At 41.7% G+C, this 19,562-nt stretch carries 10 protein-coding genes and 1 pseudogene; all 11 read left to right on the top strand.

The window, feature by feature from the left end; all coding sequences use genetic code 11:
• Positions 1 to 74: 74 nt before the first annotated feature.
• The 11 genes and pseudogenes from GHI93_RS01055 to GHI93_RS01000 all read left to right on the top strand — a co-directional run bounded on the left by GHI93_RS01055 (position 75) and on the right by GHI93_RS01000 (position 19,561).
• Positions 75 to 2,252 carry a death domain-containing protein gene (locus GHI93_RS01055; RefSeq protein WP_153494774.1) on the top strand — a complete coding sequence of 726 codons (2,178 nt, stop codon included), beginning with the start codon at positions 75 to 77 and terminating at the stop codon, positions 2,250 to 2,252.
• A gap of 113 nt (positions 2,253 to 2,365) precedes the next feature.
• Positions 2,366 to 2,974, top strand: coding sequence for a DUF6088 family protein (locus GHI93_RS01050; RefSeq protein WP_153494773.1), 609 nt, complete (start codon positions 2,366 to 2,368; stop codon positions 2,972 to 2,974).
• A pseudogene (locus tag GHI93_RS01040) lies at positions 2,974 to 3,975 on the top strand (nucleotidyl transferase AbiEii/AbiGii toxin family protein). The gene GHI93_RS01050 and the pseudogene GHI93_RS01040 overlap by 1 nt, the downstream one beginning before the upstream one ends.
• 174 nt (positions 3,976 to 4,149) lie before the next feature.
• Positions 4,150 to 13,653, top strand: a complete 9,504-nt coding sequence (locus GHI93_RS01035) for a helicase-related protein (RefSeq protein WP_153494768.1) — start codon at positions 4,150 to 4,152, stop codon at positions 13,651 to 13,653.
• 21 nt (positions 13,654 to 13,674) lie between these two features.
• Positions 13,675 to 14,685, top strand: coding sequence for an ArdC-like ssDNA-binding domain-containing protein (locus tag GHI93_RS01030; RefSeq protein ID WP_153494767.1), 1,011 nt, complete (start codon positions 13,675 to 13,677; stop codon positions 14,683 to 14,685).
• Positions 14,682 to 14,951: a hypothetical protein gene (locus GHI93_RS01025; RefSeq protein ID WP_153494765.1), complete on the top strand. Its 270-nt coding sequence runs from the start codon at positions 14,682 to 14,684 to the stop codon at positions 14,949 to 14,951. Before GHI93_RS01030 ends, GHI93_RS01025 begins: the two co-directional genes overlap by 4 nt.
• A complete protein-coding gene (locus GHI93_RS01020; protein ID WP_143460003.1) occupies positions 14,938 to 15,198 on the top strand; it encodes a hypothetical protein in 261 nt (86 codons plus the stop codon). Before GHI93_RS01025 ends, GHI93_RS01020 begins: the two co-directional genes overlap by 14 nt.
• A 3-nt stretch (positions 15,199 to 15,201) precedes the next feature.
• Positions 15,202 to 15,567 carry a plasmid mobilization relaxosome protein MobC gene (mobC, locus tag GHI93_RS01015; RefSeq protein ID WP_143460004.1) on the top strand — a complete coding sequence of 122 codons (366 nt, stop codon included), beginning with the start codon at positions 15,202 to 15,204 and terminating at the stop codon, positions 15,565 to 15,567.
• A 3-nt stretch (positions 15,568 to 15,570) separates the two neighbouring features.
• Positions 15,571 to 17,226: a relaxase/mobilization nuclease domain-containing protein gene (locus GHI93_RS01010; protein ID WP_143460005.1), complete on the top strand. Its 1,656-nt coding sequence runs from the start codon at positions 15,571 to 15,573 to the stop codon at positions 17,224 to 17,226.
• Positions 17,227 to 18,252: 1,026 nt separating this feature from the next.
• Positions 18,253 to 18,852 carry a TetR/AcrR family transcriptional regulator gene (locus GHI93_RS01005; RefSeq protein WP_153494763.1) on the top strand — a complete coding sequence of 200 codons (600 nt, stop codon included), beginning with the start codon at positions 18,253 to 18,255 and terminating at the stop codon, positions 18,850 to 18,852.
• Positions 18,853 to 18,862: 10 nt separating this feature from the next.
• Entirely contained in the window at positions 18,863 to 19,561 is a 699-nt protein-coding gene (locus GHI93_RS01000; RefSeq protein ID WP_153494762.1) for an ABC transporter ATP-binding protein, read from the top strand.
• The last annotated feature ends 1 nt before the right edge of the window (position 19,562 follow it).

The following is a 19,562-nucleotide window of genomic DNA, read 5'->3' as shown; positions in this document are numbered from 1 at the left end:
TGACGAGGGATTGCTTGAATTCCTCGTCGTAGCGTTGATGATAGGTCATAGTAAGCCTTTCTGTTTTGTGTCTTATGAGACAAATTATAACACATTATTTTGTGTCCACTTTTATAGTATATATCCAGTATGATTCCACTTCGTCTGTCTTGGCGAGGGAATTTCTAGTTCGTGCCTTAGAATATTTGCGACATAACGGGGAGCTGTCTGTCGAGGCACGTCAAGAAGTTGAAAGTCTAGGAACGCCTGTCACACCACGGACAGCTCAAGAACTCCATTTGATTATACAAAATGGTTGGTTTGATGACCTGTACGATGTCTTTGACGATGAACTCAGCTATTTTAATGGACTAAGAGAGGCACAGCTAACTCGGCAGGATATTAAAAATGAGATACCGAAATATTTAGAGGAGTATCCTCTCCAATTGGATTTTTCAACAATCTACTCTCTCGCACAGAAGGGTGGAAATATGAGCTTTGTTGCTCCGAGTGGCGCGAGTGAGGGGCAGATGGATTATTCTAACCTTGAGATGGTTCACACCATTTACGATAATCTTTTACAAGAGCAGGGATTGCAAGAGGCTTTAGAAAGTCTGGGCATTATGGAAGTCAAACAGCTCCAAAAATTTCTCATAGATCATCAGACCGTGTTGACACAACGGATTGATTTGAGAACTTGGGCGATAGAGATGATGGCAGGCGTTAAAGGAAATGCGGAAATTGGGGGAGAAGTCCCTCTTTTAAAAAGTCCTGTTGAAGAGGGCATGGAAGCAACTTTTTACAATTCTGTCTATACAGATGGTGAAATGATTAGCTTTAGTGTCATTGAGCGAGACAAACAAGGTTACTTTGAGACCGGGACCTATGATTCTGATGGAAACGAAGAAGTTACATTCGTGGATATGGATGTTGAGGAAATTGAAACTTTTGAACAAGCAAGTCCAGAAGAGCGAGAACAATTTCAACTCTATCTGGACGATTACCCCCGTTATCAAGCAAAGCAACAAGAGGAGCTGGCGGCGTTAAGAATCAAAAATTTAGCTTTGATTGAAGAAATTAGTCATTTACCAAATTCGATGTTAGAAAAGAACGGCGTTTTATCCACTCAAGGCAGTTTATTGGATAAGGAATTTCAGTTAATGTTGGTTCAGGACTATCGTAAAACTTTCCCCCAAGACCCCAGAATAGAAGTGAATTTACCACAGCTTGACTTTGAGCCCATTAACAGTTATTCCGATACAGACTTTATTCTTTTCAGCAATCGTCGGCATCAGGCTGCTTTTTATGTTGGTGACGAAGTCCAAGGCGTCGTGGATTTTCTTTACCGTCAGTTAGATGCTACGCCTGAACTAAAAACAAAGTGGGATAAGAAGCTCGAACGGGTTTCGGACTTTAATCAAGAAAAATATGATGCCATTCAAGATTGGATGATGGATCACCTTGAATTTACGGAACACTATCATGAGTCTGTTGATATTCCCATCGTATTTAGTAAAGGGAAGTATGAAGGGATGGATGATTTTTCAAGTGAACGCTCCTATCTTGAAGACACGACCGACTATTGGGTTGATTATGAGGGAAGCACTGCAGAAATATTTTATGACCCAGAGGAAATTGCGAGCTTGGAAAAGCATGAGATGCCCTTCGAGGCAGTCATTGAGATTTTAAAAGCTGTTGATTTGACCGTTGGAAAGGTGGTAGAAGTGCTAGAATCAGAAAAAGGGGTAAAGCTAGGTGGGTCAATTCTTCAAAGTGAAGCACCCAAACAGGGTTCCATCGGTTATTATAAAAAGACAGAGAATCAAGCAGTCCATGTGACAGGAACGATTCAGGGTATAGACATAGAAAAGCTTGAATATTATGAAGAACAAGCTTTTGACAACTTTGAAATGACTCGTTTGACAGAAAAAGAATTGGTTGCTTTGACGCTTAATTTGATTCATCAGGTTTATAATACGACGCCGTATATCAACGAAATGGAAAGTGATGATTCTGACTTGAAAGACTACATGAGCGATTACGAAGAAGAGCAAAAGAATTATGACAAATTATCTTTGGAATGGGAGAACCGTGGCATTAATGTCCCACTACGTGTTGCGGACTTTGATGCCAATGAGACAGAGCACAGTGAACCTTTAGCTCACTATTTTGAGGAGCTGTTGTCTGATTATTTGGTAAAAGAGACAATCAATTTCAAAGAAGAACTTCCTTTTCCCCAAAAAAGGAATCAGTCATCTATTCATTTAAAGTGATAGATTTGCAGAGAAAAGATTAACAAAAAATAGGTGCTTTTTGTTAATTGAAATTAGCTGATAATACTGATATAATAGTGATAAGTGATATATAACGATTATAGAGGCAAAAGATGATGAAGTCGGTAAAAGAAAAAATCGAAGCAAAAATTAAAGCTTCTCCACGAGGAAAAATATTTGTAATTTCAGATTTTGAAAAACTCGGAGCTTATAACTCCGTTAGGATAGCATTGTCTGAACTCTCTAAAGAGGGACTATTGGAAAGAGTTCATCTTGGCATCTATCAAAAACCAAAATACAGCGAACTTTTTAGACAAAATATTCCAGCAACGCCAGATGAAATTGCAAGAGCTATCGCTAGGAAGAATAATTGGAAAATTGCGCCTGCTAAAGATTTAGCTCTTAATCTTTTGGGCTTAGATACGCAAGTGCCCAATCGCTATGATTACATTTCAGACGGGCCCACTAAAAAGGTTCAGTTGGAAGATGGACGGATTATCTCCTTCCGCCATGTCACGCAGCGTGAAAGTCTGATGGCTGAGACATCATCACTCGTCATAGAAGCCCTCAAACAGCTGGGCGAAGAAAATGTGACAGAAACAGTTTTAAGGCAAGTTGTCTCTAAACTGACAGATACTCAACTCAAGCGCTTGGAGAAAGATGCTAAAAATTCTCGTGTTTGGATCAAAGAAAAAATTAAACAAATGAAAGAGGTCGCGTAATGCTAGATTTTGCAAGACGAAGTGATAAAGAACGCCAAGAAGGTTTCCAGATTGTCGCACCAATGATGGGAATGAATGAGGGAATTATCGAAAAAGATTTCTATGTGGTCTTGATTTTGGAACTGCTCTTTCATCATTCAAAATTTGGAAAATCTTTTGCTTTTAAGGGCGGAACGTCGCTCTCTAAAGGCTATAATATCATCAAACGCTTTTCAGAAGATATTGATTTAGTGATGGATTGGTCGCTCTTAGGTTTGAGTGATGAGGAGGCTTAGCAAAAGCGTTCACACCGCCAACAAGAAATGTTTAACGCACGAATCAATGAGGGGGCAGGGCAGTGGATTGAGAAAAACCTTGTTCCTGAGCTGTTTGATTGTTTGGAGAAAGAACAACTTCAAGGCTTTCATGCTTTTGTGCGTGAAGAAGATAAGCAGACGGTCATTATTGAATATCCGAAACACTTCACCAGTGCTGGGATACTCCCAGAAATCTGCTTAGAGATTGGACCACTTGCAGCATGGACACCTGTTAAAGACTGCATGATTAGCAGTTATCTCGCAGAGAAACTCCCGAATGTTTTCTCAGAACCTAGCACTGTTATTCCGACAGTTGAGGCTAAGCGAACATTCTGGGAAAAGGCAACGATTTTACACAAGGAAGCCAACCGTCGTAGTAATTTCATACCGAAGCGCTATTCGCGTCACTATTATGACTTGTATTTACTGGCACAATCGGAGATCAAAGAAGAAGCCTTTGCGGACGTGGAATTGCTTAATCGTGTGGTGGCCTTCAAGGAGAAATTCTACTTGGATAACTCCGCCAAATATGAAGAGGCCGTCCCCGCAACGCTCAAACTCTTGCCTAAAGAAGAACAGCTAGAACATTTGAGGGCTGATTACGACGATATGCAGGCGATGATGTTTGAGAAAGCACCAAGTTTTGATGAGATTATGCAAGGACTGGCGCAGTTGGAAAAAGAAATTCATCAGCTTGGTGTTTGATAAAACGAAAAAATGGTTAGCGGCCAAGTGCTAACCATTTTTTAGGCTTTTATAGCCATTATTTAAGAATGTAAGCAGGATAAAATGGGGAAAACTTGCTCATTTTAGAAAGCACATCACAAATTTGTGGTGTGCTTTTTTCGTTCCCCGAAAAATAGTAGGAGGAATTACCGCATGGAAAAAGATACAAGAAAAAAATATTCACCCACTCAATTCATAAAGCATTTTATGATTGCACCACCTATTGAAGTTTTAGACTTTGTCGCGTTCAATAGTCACCTTTTTGAAGAACCGAGCATCCGTACCATTATTGAGAGCTATCCACAAGGAGCCTTTCAAATGGAAAATCAGGATTCTGTTAACGTTAGCGACAAAGAGCTGTTAGATCAAATGACTGCGGTGGCTCATTTGTCAAGTTCTAATTTTCAAGCTTCTCCTGATGATATGATTGTGACGGGCCAAAAAGCCATGACAACATTTTTGAGTCCCTACTTTTCAAGCCTCCAACAATTTACAGGACCTGAAAAGGAAATTGCCACAAAGGTTGCGCTTTATAATCTTTATGCGCATTACGGACTTTACGAAGTTCATTCAGAGCTAAAGGTTGAATTAGAAGACGACCTCATGCGAGAATTTATTAATATTCCAAATAGGGAAAGAATTTTTCATGTACTCAATCTCGCCAATAGCTTTACACGAGGCTTTGAGCAACAACTTCTTAAACGTAAAAAAGCTTTAGCAGCTAGAGCCCAGAAGGTTGCAACACTTGATATTTCAAGTCAGTTTTCTGAGGAACAGATTGAGCGAGTCGAGCAGGAAAGTTTGAAAATCTATCAAGAATCAGGACTTGATCTCCCTAATCGGGTTTATTTTGAAGTGCTTGATCAAGTTAAACAGGACTTACTTCATGATGCCAAATTATCTGCTTCCGCGCGAGTCAACACCTTTGAAGATTTTCGTTTTACTTTTGTGGCGGCTGCCAATGAAATTCTGGTTGCGCATTACTCAGAAAATCAAGCACTCTATGGGACTTTGCTTGAAAAAGATGCCGCCAAGTTATGGCTTGCGGACCTCTTTTTGCAGGACATCTATCGGGAATTTTCAGAAATAAAGGGAAGTCCCAAAGAAACATTTCCAGAGCAAGAGAGCTCTCAAACCAACACGGAATCCACGGTTACTCCTAACACTGCGCCTTTTACGGATTCAACCAAAGTGGTTCAAGAAGCTTTACTTGAAAGCAAGCCAGAGGAAACTTTTCAAGAAAAAGAAAAGGACCCAACTCCGTCTTTTGAAGTTCAGAGCGAACCTACGACAACCAAAAAACCACTGATCTCTAGCTCAGAAATGTATCATCAAGAGATGATAGCGGCTTATAAAAGGCTCTACGATTCTTATATGCACCAACAAGACCTCAAAGCACAAGGACACAATGTATCGGGGGCTTATGATACTTATGCTATTGAAACCACCCAAGGAGCTGTCCAGTTTTACTACGCCTATCTAGGACGAGAGATAGGAACCAATGATGATCGTCGGGTTATTTTTGGTGTTTCTACAGTACAAGAGGATTTTCAAACGGATTCGATGAGTACCCCGATTCGCTCCCGTGTCTTTGGCGTTTTTGAACAGGGACTCACGTCACTTCATTTAGATGAAGCGGCCAGAAAAGTCGAGCATTCTGATGAAACAGCGCTCCAAGAACTCCGCGATGCTTTTATTCAAGACTGGTCGGATTACCGTAAAGCTGTGGCGAACTTTGAGGTTTGGAAAAGGGAACATCCCGAAGCAGAATGGACAAATTATCAAGGTTTTGATAGCCTTCAAATCTCTAAAGGAAAGGCTCAATATTATGAGGAAGTGCTAAGTAGCCTCATTTATCAAGACCATCCAGAGGGCGGGCGAGAGGTTGAAGGCTTTCCTGCTTCCAGTGAGCTTTCCCGCACGCAAAAAGAAACCATTGAGGCACTTGTCACTGCGGTCTATCCATACTTTGATTCCTCAACACTTCGGGAAAATTTTGAGCATTGGAAAAAGGAAGTCCAGGGCTCCCTTGATTCTATTCAAGCCCTCTTTGAGCAGCTTAAAACTGATGATGTGGCCTATTTATTCTATGTGTCTAACGACGCAACCCTTGCCCCGGAAGAACAATACCACGAAAAGAGCCCGATTGAAAAACTCTTTTTGGACCATGTTTCAGAGCTTCGGAGCTTGAGTGATGAAAAGCTCAAAGCCGTGTGGCAGGCAGAAAAGGATAAGACGCCCAATGCTTATTATGACCTCTGGCAGGAAGTTAGAAAAAATATTCGCCCTGCCTTAGCATGGACAGGTTACCGCGAACTGTTAATTTCCACACTCCAAGTGAACCAAATGCTAGAGGGCACGCGTTTTGCAAAAGAAGACCTTGCGGAGCAGAGAAAATTTGCCGCAGAGCGTAATTTCTTATTTCAGTTTTTGCCTGATAAAGTCAAAAGCGTCGATGCAGAAAGTGTCGAAAGTGAAAAGCCGTCTGAAAAAGCGTTAGAAGTCCTCCATGAAGAGATTCTACGCCAAGAAATAACCCAACAAAACAGTCATCGTAAATTTCGGATTTATGAATTTTTTGAAGAAGCCTCTCGTGCGACTGACCGCGTAAAATTTCTAAAAAATGAGTATGGGTTAAGTGGCCATAGTGGGTTTGGAGACAGTCCGTATTTTGTCAATTATGACGGAAAAGGAGTGGAATTTGAACAATTTAATCCTCGGGAACATTCGGACCGTTTTCGACTCACTTGGGCTCAATTTAATGCAACGCTGGCAACGCTGATTAAAGAGGAAGTTTTTTTGACTTCTTCTGAAAAATTGGCTTATCAAGAGTGGTTTGCTTTGAGGCATGCGCTTGATAAGGCTGAGCCAATTAAAAATTCGGGAGTAGAAGAAAAAACAGTATTTCGCTTGAGAGAAATTTTAGCACAGGTCAAAACATTCCTCCTTCCAGAAGAAGAGTTTGTGATTTTGGAAGAAGGTGAAAATCTAACCCTTGTTAAGACCAGTTTTGAGGGGCTTTTGAATGAGGTGGTAATTGAAGCTAATTCTGAGCATTATGAGGTCTCAGATTTGGCGGATCAAATCACGGGGGTTGCTCATTTTAAGGAACAATTTGAAGCATTGCTTGACCAAATTCAGACCGTCAATCCCAAAGACTTGCCAGAAGAAAATACTAGGAAAGGACAAGCAGAGTACTATATTACAACGCCACTACCCGACTTGTGGGTTCAGCTCAATAGCAGTTATGCGGCTTTAGAAGTCCGCTTTTTTAATACGGATCATGAACGATTAGGACAAACTTTTCTCAAAGGAGCGTTAGAACTCAATGACACAGAACGTGAGACAGTGCTTGAACGCTATAGCCACTCTAGTGACGCGCTTTTTGAAGCCCTGGACTTAGAAAACTTACGGACATTTATTCAAAATGCCCGTGGTGGGTCGCTCAGTGAATTTGTAGCGGACAGAACAGGGATTCATTCTTGGCAAGACCTCTATGACCAGCTGGTTACTTCTAAACAACTTTCCATTGAAAATAATCCAGGCTTCTTATTGACGGATACGCAAGAGCAGCCGAAAAGTGAAATTTCTCTCTTTGACTTTATGGACGGGTCGAAAGCAGAGGAAAAAGAGGAAGGGGTTCGGGGCGTTTCTACCTCAGAAACTCCTCCCCTAATACCCCAACAAAATGCGCTTGAGAAGCTAAAAACTGCTTATCTCGGAGAATTAGCTGACCTGAAGGATTTACGAGAGCGACAAGTGGGCGGAGCCCTTTATCTGACTCATAAAGAGCGGGTCAATTATTATGAATACGTCGCAAATGAACTTGCACAACAAGATAACCAAGTTCAACGAAAGGATGATGTCTTTGAATGGCTTAACGAAGATTATAAACAAGCTATTCCAGAAATGGTTGAGGCCGCTTATCATGAGTTTGGTGCGCCTGCTTTAACCTTTGGTGGCTGGCAAGAGGCCTTCGAGCAAGCCAATCAACATGAAGAAGCTTTGGCAGAAACACCAGCTCTGGAAGAGAGTACCGAAATTCAGCCGACAAAAGCCTCGCCACTCTTAGATTATCAGTTTCCTGAGACGGGGCTATTTTATTCAAAGTCTGTGCGTGAAAAGATTGAAGCCAATCTTGCGGCGATTCGATTGGTCAAAGCGCTTGAGTCGGAACACCGCATGGCGACGGTAGAAGAACAAGCGATTTTAGCCAAGTATGTAGGCTGGGGAAATGGCGAGATTGTCAATACGCTTTTTGATGAGGAGAATCCGCGCTATGAAGATTACCGTGAAGCACTCAAGCAACTCCTCTCAGAAGATGAATATAAGGCCGCTCGTGCGTCTAGCTTGACGGCTTTTTATACGTCTCCAGAAATTATTCAGGCGATTTACCAAGGGCTTTCTGACTTGGGATTTGAACATGGTCGGATTTTGGAGCCTTCTATGGGGACAGGGAATTTCTTTCACGGGATGCCTGAGTCTATGAAATCAGCTTCTGACCTCTTTGGGGTGGAAATTGACCCGCTAACCGCAAGCATTGCTAAACAGCTCCAACAGACCGTTAATGTCCAAGCTAAGGGCTTTGAAGATACACACTTTGCGGAGAATGCGATGGATTTAGTACTTACCAATGTGCCTTTTTCGGATCGGATTCATTTAACGCACCCAAGCTATGACCGTCCGTATGTGATTCATGATTATTTTATCAAGCACGCGCTTGATTTAGTCCATGAGGGCGGCCTTGTGGCCGTCATTACCTCCACAGGAACAATGGATAAGCGCGATTCTCGTTTTCGCACCGAGTTATCTCAAAAGGCACGGTTGCTTAAAGCCATTCGCTTGCCTGACCGTGCTTTTGCTCAAATTGCAGGGACGGAGACACCATCAGACATTTTGATTTTCCAAAAGGACAGCAGTCTGGTTAATTCCGAAGTAATTCCTGAATGGCTTGAGACGACTTCTAAGACGGATGATAAAGGCAACCAGATTTTCTATAATCGCTATTTTGAAGCACACCCTGAACAGGTTTTAGGAGACCTCACCATTAAAACGTTTAATGGGGGCAGACTAGCGGTCAAAGCGAACTATCCAGATGAAGCCTTTCCTGAAAAACTCAAAGCTGCTTTTGCCTTTGAAGAAGAAGCGCGATATGTCAAATCTGACACCCCTGCCCCTCTTTATGAAATCGAAGAAGCGTCCGACCTTGACCTGCCAGAGGAAGTTGTTTCTGAGATTGAACCGTACACCTTAATGGTTTATCATCGCAAGCCCTATTATCATAACGGCGAAGCCATTACCCTTTTTCAAAAGTCGTCAAGTGTTACCCTTAACATTCATGAAACCCGCAAAAATCAGTTGACCCGTTATGCCAAGAATAAAGCACAAATCTACGATGAAACACCTAATTTCCGATTCAAACAGCTCAAAGTTGATATGATTGAGGGAGGGATTTACTCGGATGACGGGGCTTTTGAGGCTTTAGGATTAAGCGATGCAGAACGAGCAACCTTAGTGCAGGAGGGGACGGTTAATCAAGGGGAGACTCAGTATGAGTTGGGACAAACCAATGAAAAATGGTTCTTGACTCAAAAAGTCAAAGAAAGTACAACCTATACTTATCATGTCAATTATTCCGCTAAGGAAGTGCAAGCGATGAGTGCCATGATTGAACTCAGAAAAACGCTCCAAGCCTTGCTTGCGATTCAACATGAAGAAGATTATGACGTAGCTGCTTATGAGGAGCTGCGTCAATCCTTGAATACGCAATATGACAGCTTTGTCAAAAAGTATGGTCATGTCAGTAGCCGAGCCAATTCTCTACTCATGCGGCAAGATGACTATTATCAACTGCTGGCTTCGATTGAGGTGGATGTTGAGGACGAAAAAACCAAGTGCTTAATGAAAGTCAAAGGAACGGTCTTTTTTGAACCCACCATTCAATCTCAACCAAAGAAAATCGAAGTCAAAACGGCCGAAGATGCTCTCCTTGCCTCGCTCAATCACAAAGGAAGACTTGATTTTGACTACATGGCGGCTGTCTATTCGCAAAGTAAAGCAGACATCATCAAAGAGCTTGGTGACAAGCTTTTTTATGTTGGCGAGGGGCGTTATGCCACACGAGAAGATTATCTCTCCGGAGATGTTAAAACCAAGCTCGCCGAGGCAAAAACGAAACAAGGGTTTGGCGTTGAAGATCACGACTGGAGTGCGAACATTGTCGCACTTGAAGCTGTCATTCCTAAAGATATTACCATTAGTGAACTCAATTATAAATTTGGGACACGCTTTATCCCGGTGGCTTTGTATGCGGCTTTTTTGGAGGCCGCATTAGGTCAAAAGCCCGATGGGGTGACGATTGAATACGACAAGCTCACAGATAGCTACGCGGTTCATGTTGCCAATCAAGGGACAGACGCTAATGAGCACCAATACGGCGTGGGAAGATATGATGGGGAACAGCTGGCGCAAAGTTTACTTAATCAACGCCCGCTAGAAATTAAAAAGCTTGACCCCAATACCCCGCCACAAGCTAAGCCCAAGTATATTGTGGACGAAGTCGCGACGGCGGAATTACAGGCTAAAGGCGAGCAGTTTGAGGCAGCTTTCAAGGAATGGGTGCTTAAAAATCCGGACATGCAAGAAGAAATTGTCTCGATTTATAACGAAAAGATGAATCGGGTCGTCCCTAAAAAGTATGACGGCAGTCATTTAACTATTCAAGGGCTTGCCAAGCAGTTTACCTTGCGACCTCACCAGAAAAATGCCATGATGCGTATTATTCAAGAGCAACGGGCTGGCCTGTTTCATGAAGTCGGGTCAGGGAAAACCCTGACCATGCTTGCGGCAAATCTTAAGCTCAAAGAGTTGGGGGTGATTCAAAAACCGCTCTTTGTCATTCCAAAACCCTTGATTGACCAATTCGGTCGAGAGATTTATCGGTATTTCCCTGAAAGTAAGGTCTTGATTGCGCACTCGGAAGACTTTTCCAAGGATAATCGCAAGCGGTTCATCAGTCGTATTGCGACAGGCAACTATGATTTTATCGTGGTGGCCGATTCTCAGTTTGGCAAGATTGGAATGTCTAAAGCCTATCAAGAGCGCTATATTGAGGACGAGATTGACAAGGCAGAGCGTCAAATGCACCTGGCTAAACTGAGCGGCCAGCGCCATACCGTCAAAAAGGTTGAACAGTATCGGAAAAGTTGTCAAGAACGTCTTGAAAAGCTGCAAAAGCGAGATATTGATACCTTTATTGATTTTGAAGAACTGGGAATTGATATGCTCAACGTGGACGAGGCGCAGGGGTATAAAAATTTAGCCCCAGAAACGCAACTGGGACAAGTCAAAGGGATTTCAGATGCACGGAGCCAGAAAGCCATGGACATGGATCAGAAGACCCAATATCTCCATGCTAAGTATGACAATAAACGCGTACTCTTTTCAACCGGAACACCGATTTCTAACTCTGTGGTAGAACTTTATACCATGATGAAATACCTTGCGCCTGACGTGCTCCAACAATACGACGTGTGGAGTTTTGACAGTTGGGTTTCAACTTTTGGGATTATTGAAGATGTCTTTGAGTTGAATGTCGCAGGCAATTATAAAACTAAACGACGCTTTACCAAGTTTGGGAATATGCCAGAGCTACGGAATATGTTTCTTGAAGTGGCAGACATTCAGACCTCAGAAGACCTTGATTTACCTGTTCCAAAAGCCAAAACCGTGGTTCATGAGTCCCACACCACTCCTGAACAAGTCAAGTACATTGAGGGCTTGGTTGCAAGAGCAGAAGCGATTGAAGCCCGTCTTGTTAAGCCGTATGAGGATAATATGCTCAAAATTTTGGGCGAAAATAAAAAGCTCACGATGGATATGCGGATGCTGGATAGCCACCTCTACACTGAGGAGGATTCTGAGAAAATCACCCAGGTTGTAGATAGCGTCTTTGAAATCTGGGCAGCCACGAAAGAGGAGCGCTCGACCCAGATGATTTTTTCGGATACGGGGGTGCCTTTAAAGTACAGAAACAGTGCCTCTTATAATCTTGACCGCTCTGTCAATTCCTTTTCAGCCTATGATGAAATCAAGCGCCTGCTTGTCTTACGTGGCGTTCCAGAGGAAGAAATTCGCTTTATTCATGAAGCGACAGACGCTACAAAAGAGCAGATGATGCGGGATATGCGCACCGGAAAAATCCGAATCTTAATGGCCAGCACGAGTAAAGGGGGAACAGGACTTAATGTTCAAGATAAACTCCTTGCCGTCCACCACTTAGATGTGCCGTGGAAGCCGAGTGATAGTACCCAGCGAAATGGGCGCATCATCCGTCAAGGCAATGAAAATGACGAAGTTCAAATTCACATCTATATTACTAAAGGGTCGATGGATTCTTTCATGTGGCAAACTCAGGAGAATAAGAAAAGAGTGGTGGATCAGTTGATGCGTGGGAAATCTAATGTTCGTGAGATTGATGAAATGGATAATGAATTTGGCCCATCGGTCTATAAAGCCATTGCGACCGACGACCCTGTCAAAGCGGAGTATATGCAATTAGAAATGCAAGTTGAAAATTTGGAGCAGGCTCGGAATCGCTACTATGAGAGTAAAGTGTCTGAAAGCAAACGTGTTGAACGGGAGCAAGCCAAACTTCCTGTTCTTGAGGAACGTGTGGTGCTTGTAAAGCAAGATGTGGAAGCCTTAGCGCAGTCAAAAGATACTCCTTTTGAGATGACGTTATTTTATGAGGGGAAAGAAAAACGTTTTGGGAGCGACGATAAAAAAGCCGCCGCCGAACTTTTTCATCAACTCATCACGCAACACGTAACCGAAACGCCGCAGCAAATCAAGCTTGCGGTCTTTCGAGGCTTCGAGATTTATCACATCAGTCACGGTTTGACCCCAGAGGGTCAGCTCTTTGAAAGTGAAAATGAGCAATTTCTTTTTCGAGGACAGACCGATTATCATGTCCAGTTGAGCCTGACCAGTATGTTGGGAACGCTCGTGAAGATCAATAACAAGTTAGACAAACTCTTCTGGGATTTGGATAAAACCACCCAAGAAATTGAGCGGATTAAAGCCGCTATTGAGCGTCTTGAAGCAGAACGCTCACTGCCGTTCCCGCGCGAGGAAGAGTTCAAAATGAAGACGGAACGCCTGAAAGAGCTGAAAGGCCAGCTTGACCATAAAGAAAACGAGACGGTTGAGCCTGAGCATTTTCTGGCACTGAACGGAATAGACAAAATGGTGACTGGAGAAATTCAAGGCATCCATTTGGAAGAGTTGGACTACTTTGAATCTAGCTTTCTGGAAAAATTTGACCTAACTGCACTCTCTGATGAAGAGATGTCTGCTTTAACTTTTAACTTGGTACGCCAATATCAGGACGGTCTTAAAAGTCTTGATGAAGTTCTCAGTCCAGCAGATCGAGATGACTTAGCGCTTGATTTCCACGAAGAGGAAGAAGCTTACGCGCAACTATGTGAAGCATGGACAGCACGCGGGATTGCTTTTCCTAATCACTTACAAAGCTCGAAGCCAGAAAAACTGAGTTTGATTCAAACGCAACTCTATGCTCACTTGCAAGACCAAACCGATTTACCACGAGAGCCGACGCAAGAGCTTCCTTCTGAAAAACAACTGTCGCTGGGCTAAAAATTGAAAATGGAGGAATCAATGGAAAACGAAAAAGAACTTTTAGGGATACTTGAAGTGTCTGCTTTCAAGCATTATTTACGCTTTGCGGCAGAAAATATGAGGTATTCAGAAGTAAATCTTCAGCGGCTCTTGAAGCAATTCCCGACTGCGACAAAGGTTTTAACACTTGAGGAGTGGCAGAAATTAGGGGTGCTGCCTAAGAAAAAAAGTCGCGCCCTTGAGGTGCTCGTGCCACGAAAAATCGTCAAGCGTGATGCAGCCCACCAGTTATTAACCACGGAAGATGGGGAGAGAATGATCGAAACGCAGTTTGTTTTGTCTCCCTGTCTTTTTGATGTGAGCCAAACGAACGCTTCTAATAAAGAATGTATCCCGCTGTTTAATCAACCTGAATGTTTAGGGACACCTTTGCGATATGCTAAATTATTTGTCGGTCTTCGGGTTTTTTCCGCGGGCAAGGTGGCCATAGACTTTTTGAAATCAGAAACACTTCCTGATGAAAAACAGGTGTGGGTTCCGCAAGGCTTGGGAGCAGAAGCCACCATTAAAAAAATTTTGCGAGACTTGGTGGCTTTAGAAGTTGACACAATGAACGAGGAAATCAGGGACTTTGAGGTGCGCGCAATCAGCTACGCCCTCTTTGCTCATCTCAAGCTATCGTGCGAAGAGGAGAGCTTCCCAGAGTTAGCCCTGTGGGAAAAAGCGGGCAAGACACCCTCTTTTTTTGAGTTCCCTCTGTCTCATTTGACCTCCCTCCTTCAGCAAATCATTCAGCGCCTAGACCCCATTTTAGAAGCGACGTTTGATCCTACCGTGGGGAAAAATCCCTTTGAGCGTCGCTTAATGGCGGTTCAAAAAGCGAGACGACGGGGGCAAGCGCCGCCTAGTTTGGAACCTTCTGATGTGCCAACTTCTTTCGAGCCCTCAGAAAATGCGTCCGTGCAAGCAATGAATCGGAGAATAAAAGCGGGCAATGCGACACGCAAAGCCCGCTCGCAAGTCGCAATGAGAAAGGAAAGCGAACAATGACAAATGAGAATTTACAACTTTCGGTTTTAGAAATTTTGCTTAAAGACCCCAGCAGTGAGTCGCCGCGGCTTGATATTCATGCGAAAACGTTCAACCAAAGAAAGCTCATTCGTAAGCTTCATGCCAGAATTACGGTCTATGAGCACTTAGAAATTGAAGCGAATGTGGCAGAGTTGCGTGAGGCAAAAGTAACGATCCAGCAGTTGTCAGAGGCAGAAGTGAATACATTGATTGAAGATATTTTGGTGGCTTATGGGAAAAAATAAAGAGGAATTTTCCTCAGAAAAAAGAACTCTGGGGGATTGGGGGACACCCCCAAAATTTATAGAAAGCGTCGAATGGGGTTCGGCGCTTTTTATAAATTTTGTGTTTGGATATCCAAACACTATGCTTGCAAGAAGGAAAGACTTTCCTTTAGTATGGGAGAAAGTTTGTTTCTCCCAAATGGGGTGCAGGGGAAAAGCTGGGTTTCCCCTGCCTGATTTTAGAACAGAAGCGGAAAGGTTAGGGTAAAAAATGAAAGGAAAGAAGGCTCAGGAAAATCGAAATCGCCCTCATCAACGGCTTATTCGATTTAATGATGAAGAAAATGACTATATCAATGCCAAGGTTGAAGCGAGTCCTTTTAATAATTTTCAAAACTTTGCGCGGATTTTGCTTATCACAGGGGAAGTCCATTTCACAGATTTCTCGGAACTCAAAGCACTCAACTATGAAGTCAATCGGATTGGCAATAACATCAATCAGTTGGCCAAGCTGGCGCATGAATTTCAGGAAATTTCGCCAGCAGATATTCAACAGTTGCAAACCCAAATGGCAGATTTGACCACTCTTGTGAGTGAGCAACTAAAGCAAGTCAAAAAAGAAGAGAGGCGACTATAGGCTATGGTTTATACCAAACATTTTGCGATTCATACGATTGATCGCTTGCGCAATTCTAAAGATTATATTGAGAATGCCGCAAAGACCTTGGTCGAAAAATCCGAAGTCACGGGACATTTGGAGAATATCTTTCCCTATATGATGAATGATGAAAAGACTTTTGCCAAACAGTTGGTATCAGGCTACATGATCCATAATGTCTATGAAGCCTCAGAAGAGTTCATTGCCACCAAACAACTTGCGGCCAAAGAAAATGGCGAGCATTTTGTCTTTAATCCTAAAACCAAGCGACTGGAGTTTTCTCTCAAAAGTTTAGAGCGGGCAAGAAATGGCAAGCAGGCGGTACTGGCCTATCACTTGATTCAATCCTTTTCACCTGAAGACGGCTTAAGCCCTGAAGAAGTTCATGAGTTGGGACGAAAGACGGTTATGGAATTAACAGGTGGGGAGTATGAGTTTGTCATTGCGACGCACGTTGATAAAGCGCATCTGCATAATCATATTGTCTTTAATTCCACGAATGCCTTGACAGGAAAACAGTTCGAGTGGCAGCTGCCTCGCCTGAGAAATGGCAAGGTCAAGGATATGACTTATGAAGCCTTTCAAAAAATTTCAGATCGCATTGCCTCAAAGGCAGGCGCAAAAATCATTGAGACCTCTCCTAAAAATTCTCATGCCAAGTACACTAAATGGCAGACGGAAAATATTTTCAAGTCGCGGATTAAATCTCGTTTGGATTTTCTGTTGGAGCATTCCCTTAGCTTGGACGACTTCAAAACAAAAGCCAAGGCTCTCAACTTAGCCGTGGACTTTTCAGGGAAGTGGGCAACTTATCGCTTACTGGATGATGTGCAAGTGAGAAATACCCGCGGGCGGAATTTGGTCAAGTCTGACCCAGAGCGGTACAATCTGGATCAGGTTGAAGCACATCTGAAAAAGAATACGGGGACGTTTTCGGTGGAGGATGTGGTCAATCAGTACGAAGAAAAAATCGAAACCGTGAAAAACGATTTCGATTATCAAGTGACGATTGAACCATGGCAAATTGATCATGTGACGACCAAAGGACTTTACATCAATGTGGATTTCGGCATTGCACAGCATGGCGTGATTTTTATCGGTGCTTACAAGACCGACCTGCTAGAGGATGGAAACACTAATCTCTACCTCAAAACCAACGACTATTTTTATTTTATGGATACAGCAGGAGCAGATAACAATCGTTACATGATGGGACCAACCCTCATGCGACAGCTCAGTTTATATAATGGGACAATCCCTATTGCCAAAGAAAAAGTCATCTCGACCATTAACGAATTAACTGAGGCCATTAACTTTTTGGCCAGTCATGGTGTGACTGAAGGCGGCAATCAGTTGGTGCGATTAGAGCAGCAATTGCTTGAAGCGGTACAAGAGGCAAAGGAACGATTAAAGGAACTTGACCAGAAAATTAGAGACTTAAATAATTCGGCTAAAGAATTGATTGTCAGAAATGATGACGGAGTCCTAGAAGAAGCGCTTGAGCAGATTAGGAATCAGATTAACTCTGTCAAGGTTAGTCATGATTTGCTAAAACAGAAATATGAAGATACTATTGGTGAAATCAATAAGTATCAGCAAATTATCCATGAACCCACTTTACCTAGACAAATAAACTAGAAATCTTCAACAATGCCTAGAGCATTTATAGTCTGTTTTTGAAGAAAGTCTAAATTGAATTGTCGAGTATAGTTCAGGAAAATTTTTTTGCTCTGAACAAATTCTGAAATTCGTTAGATATAATGGTTTTGTTCAAAGAAACTAGTGGATGATAGTTATAATTTCATCTCAAAACTAATGATTATTTTTTACTTTATGGACACCGCAGATGGAGCCAATTAACTGAGGCCATAAACTTTTAAGACAGTCATGGCTTGACAAAGGGCAGAGAGCAGATAGTAGGTGCTGCAGGGGGGATCTTACTTCACACAGGATTTATTTACGTTCCTAAGCCAGAAGTCCTATCAATCATCATTATTTTCCGACCTTATTGCTGATGGAGCTGTAATATCTATGGAAGTGAGTAGCATGGCAACTTCTGATTAGTAAAAACTAGGATATTCTCATAATAAACTTAAGATGTTAGAAAACCTCTATGTTGAGAAAAGCAAACTTGAAGATAATTATAATACAACTGAAGTATTTAATGGATATCATTTGGAATATAATCTTGTAAAACTTAGAGGTCTTCCTGAAGGTTACCATTATTTATCCAATCTCGAACTTCAAAGCTTTTGGCTGAATTTAATATATATTTAGCTAATTCATCCAATTTGCCCAAAGGTTTGACCGAATCTGAGGTAAATCAATTTGCCGAAGAGAACCGTAAAAAAAACATGTTAATGATCTTCAAATTGCTAATTGTGATATTGATTTTAGGTTAAGAGCAAGGCTATTTGATGAGAGTAACCGAGTATCCTCAGAGGAAAAGCTTCATTCAATTAGAAGCTTTTTTTGTATTGAAGTTTAAAGAATAACAAATTGGAGTGGTGTCAGCTATTTATCATTTTTTAGAGCGTTAAAGAAGGAGAAACACGCAAAATAAAAAAATATAATGTAAGCATTTTATTTTTGACAAATCCAAAGGAAAGAACTATAATTTAATTAACTGAACGACGTTCAGTCAATTAAAAAAAGGAGGAATAAATGAGAATAACCAAAAAACCAGATGTTAGGAAACAAGAGCTAATTGATTTAGCAAAGGAAATGTTTTTGAAAAACGGCTATGAAAAAGTATCTGTAAGAGAAATTGTGAATGCAAGCGAGAGTATGGGATCTCCTGGGCTATTCTATTACTATTTTAAATCAAAAAAAGCGATTTATGAAGCAGTGATTGATCAGATGGTTGATCAGGAAATAGAAGAGAGAAGAACAATTTATGAGGACAATAAAGCAGAACCACTTCAGGCTTTGATGAAACTACTACATGTTATACATAACGATTCATTTGAGTATCAAAAATTTAGGCTGGAAAAAGAAAATAGGACTCTATTAGAACAAGTTTCCAAGAAGTTGATAGTAGCAGAAGAAGATATTTTGAATGAATTAATAACAGATATGTTGAAAGAAGAGATTATATCTTCAAACCCATTAATCAACTTAAAATCTGTGAAATATATCACTGCTTTCCTAATTTATGGCTCAAATGGGATACTAGTTGGCTTAAATCCTGATGATGATAGAGAGGAAGCTAACCAACATATAAGGTTGTTAATTCAAGAGCTACTTGGCATAAAGATAGAATGAGGCAAAATAAATGTTTATTGAAGTGAGAAATATAAAGAAAGAATATAAAACTGGTAATGTAACTACGGCAGCACTAGACAATGTTAGTTTTTCATTGGAAGAGGGAACATTTAATGTTGTTTTGGGACCCAGTGGTTCTGGCAAAACAACTCTCCTTAATATGTTGGGGGGGATGGATTGGTTAACAGAGGGAGAGATTAAGGTTGGTTCAGCGATTATTTCGAAAATGAAAGAAAGAGAACTTACCAATTATCGCAGAAAAACAATAGGATTTGTTTTTCAATTTTATAATATTATACCGTCACTAAATGTATTTGAAAACGTCCAATTAGTGGAAAATCTGGGGGAAGAGAGTTTTGATGCAAAAGAGATATTGTCTTCTGTTGGATTAAAGAACAGAATGCAAAACTTTCCTCAAGATTTATCAGGAGGAGAGCTTCAAAGGGTGTCAATTGCTCGCGCGATTTGCAAAAATCCCCAACTACTCTTATGCGATGAGCCAACAGGAGCACTAGATTCTAAAACAGGACAGAATATTTTGCAATTACTGAAAGATATGGCTATCAAGTACAAAAAGACGGTTATTGTGGTAACACATAATGCTACTATTGCGGAAGTAGCTGATAATGTCATTCATATCAAAGATGGTATTTTGGAGAACTTTGAAGTGAACAGTTCCCCCAAACAAATAGATGAAATTGCGTGGTAGA

Origin of the sequence: Lactococcus hircilactis (genome assembly GCF_009601015.1) — a bacterium.
Lineage (GTDB): Bacteria > Bacillota > Bacilli > Lactobacillales > Streptococcaceae > Lactococcus > Lactococcus hircilactis.
This window is presented reverse-complemented; position numbering and strand designations above follow the sequence as displayed.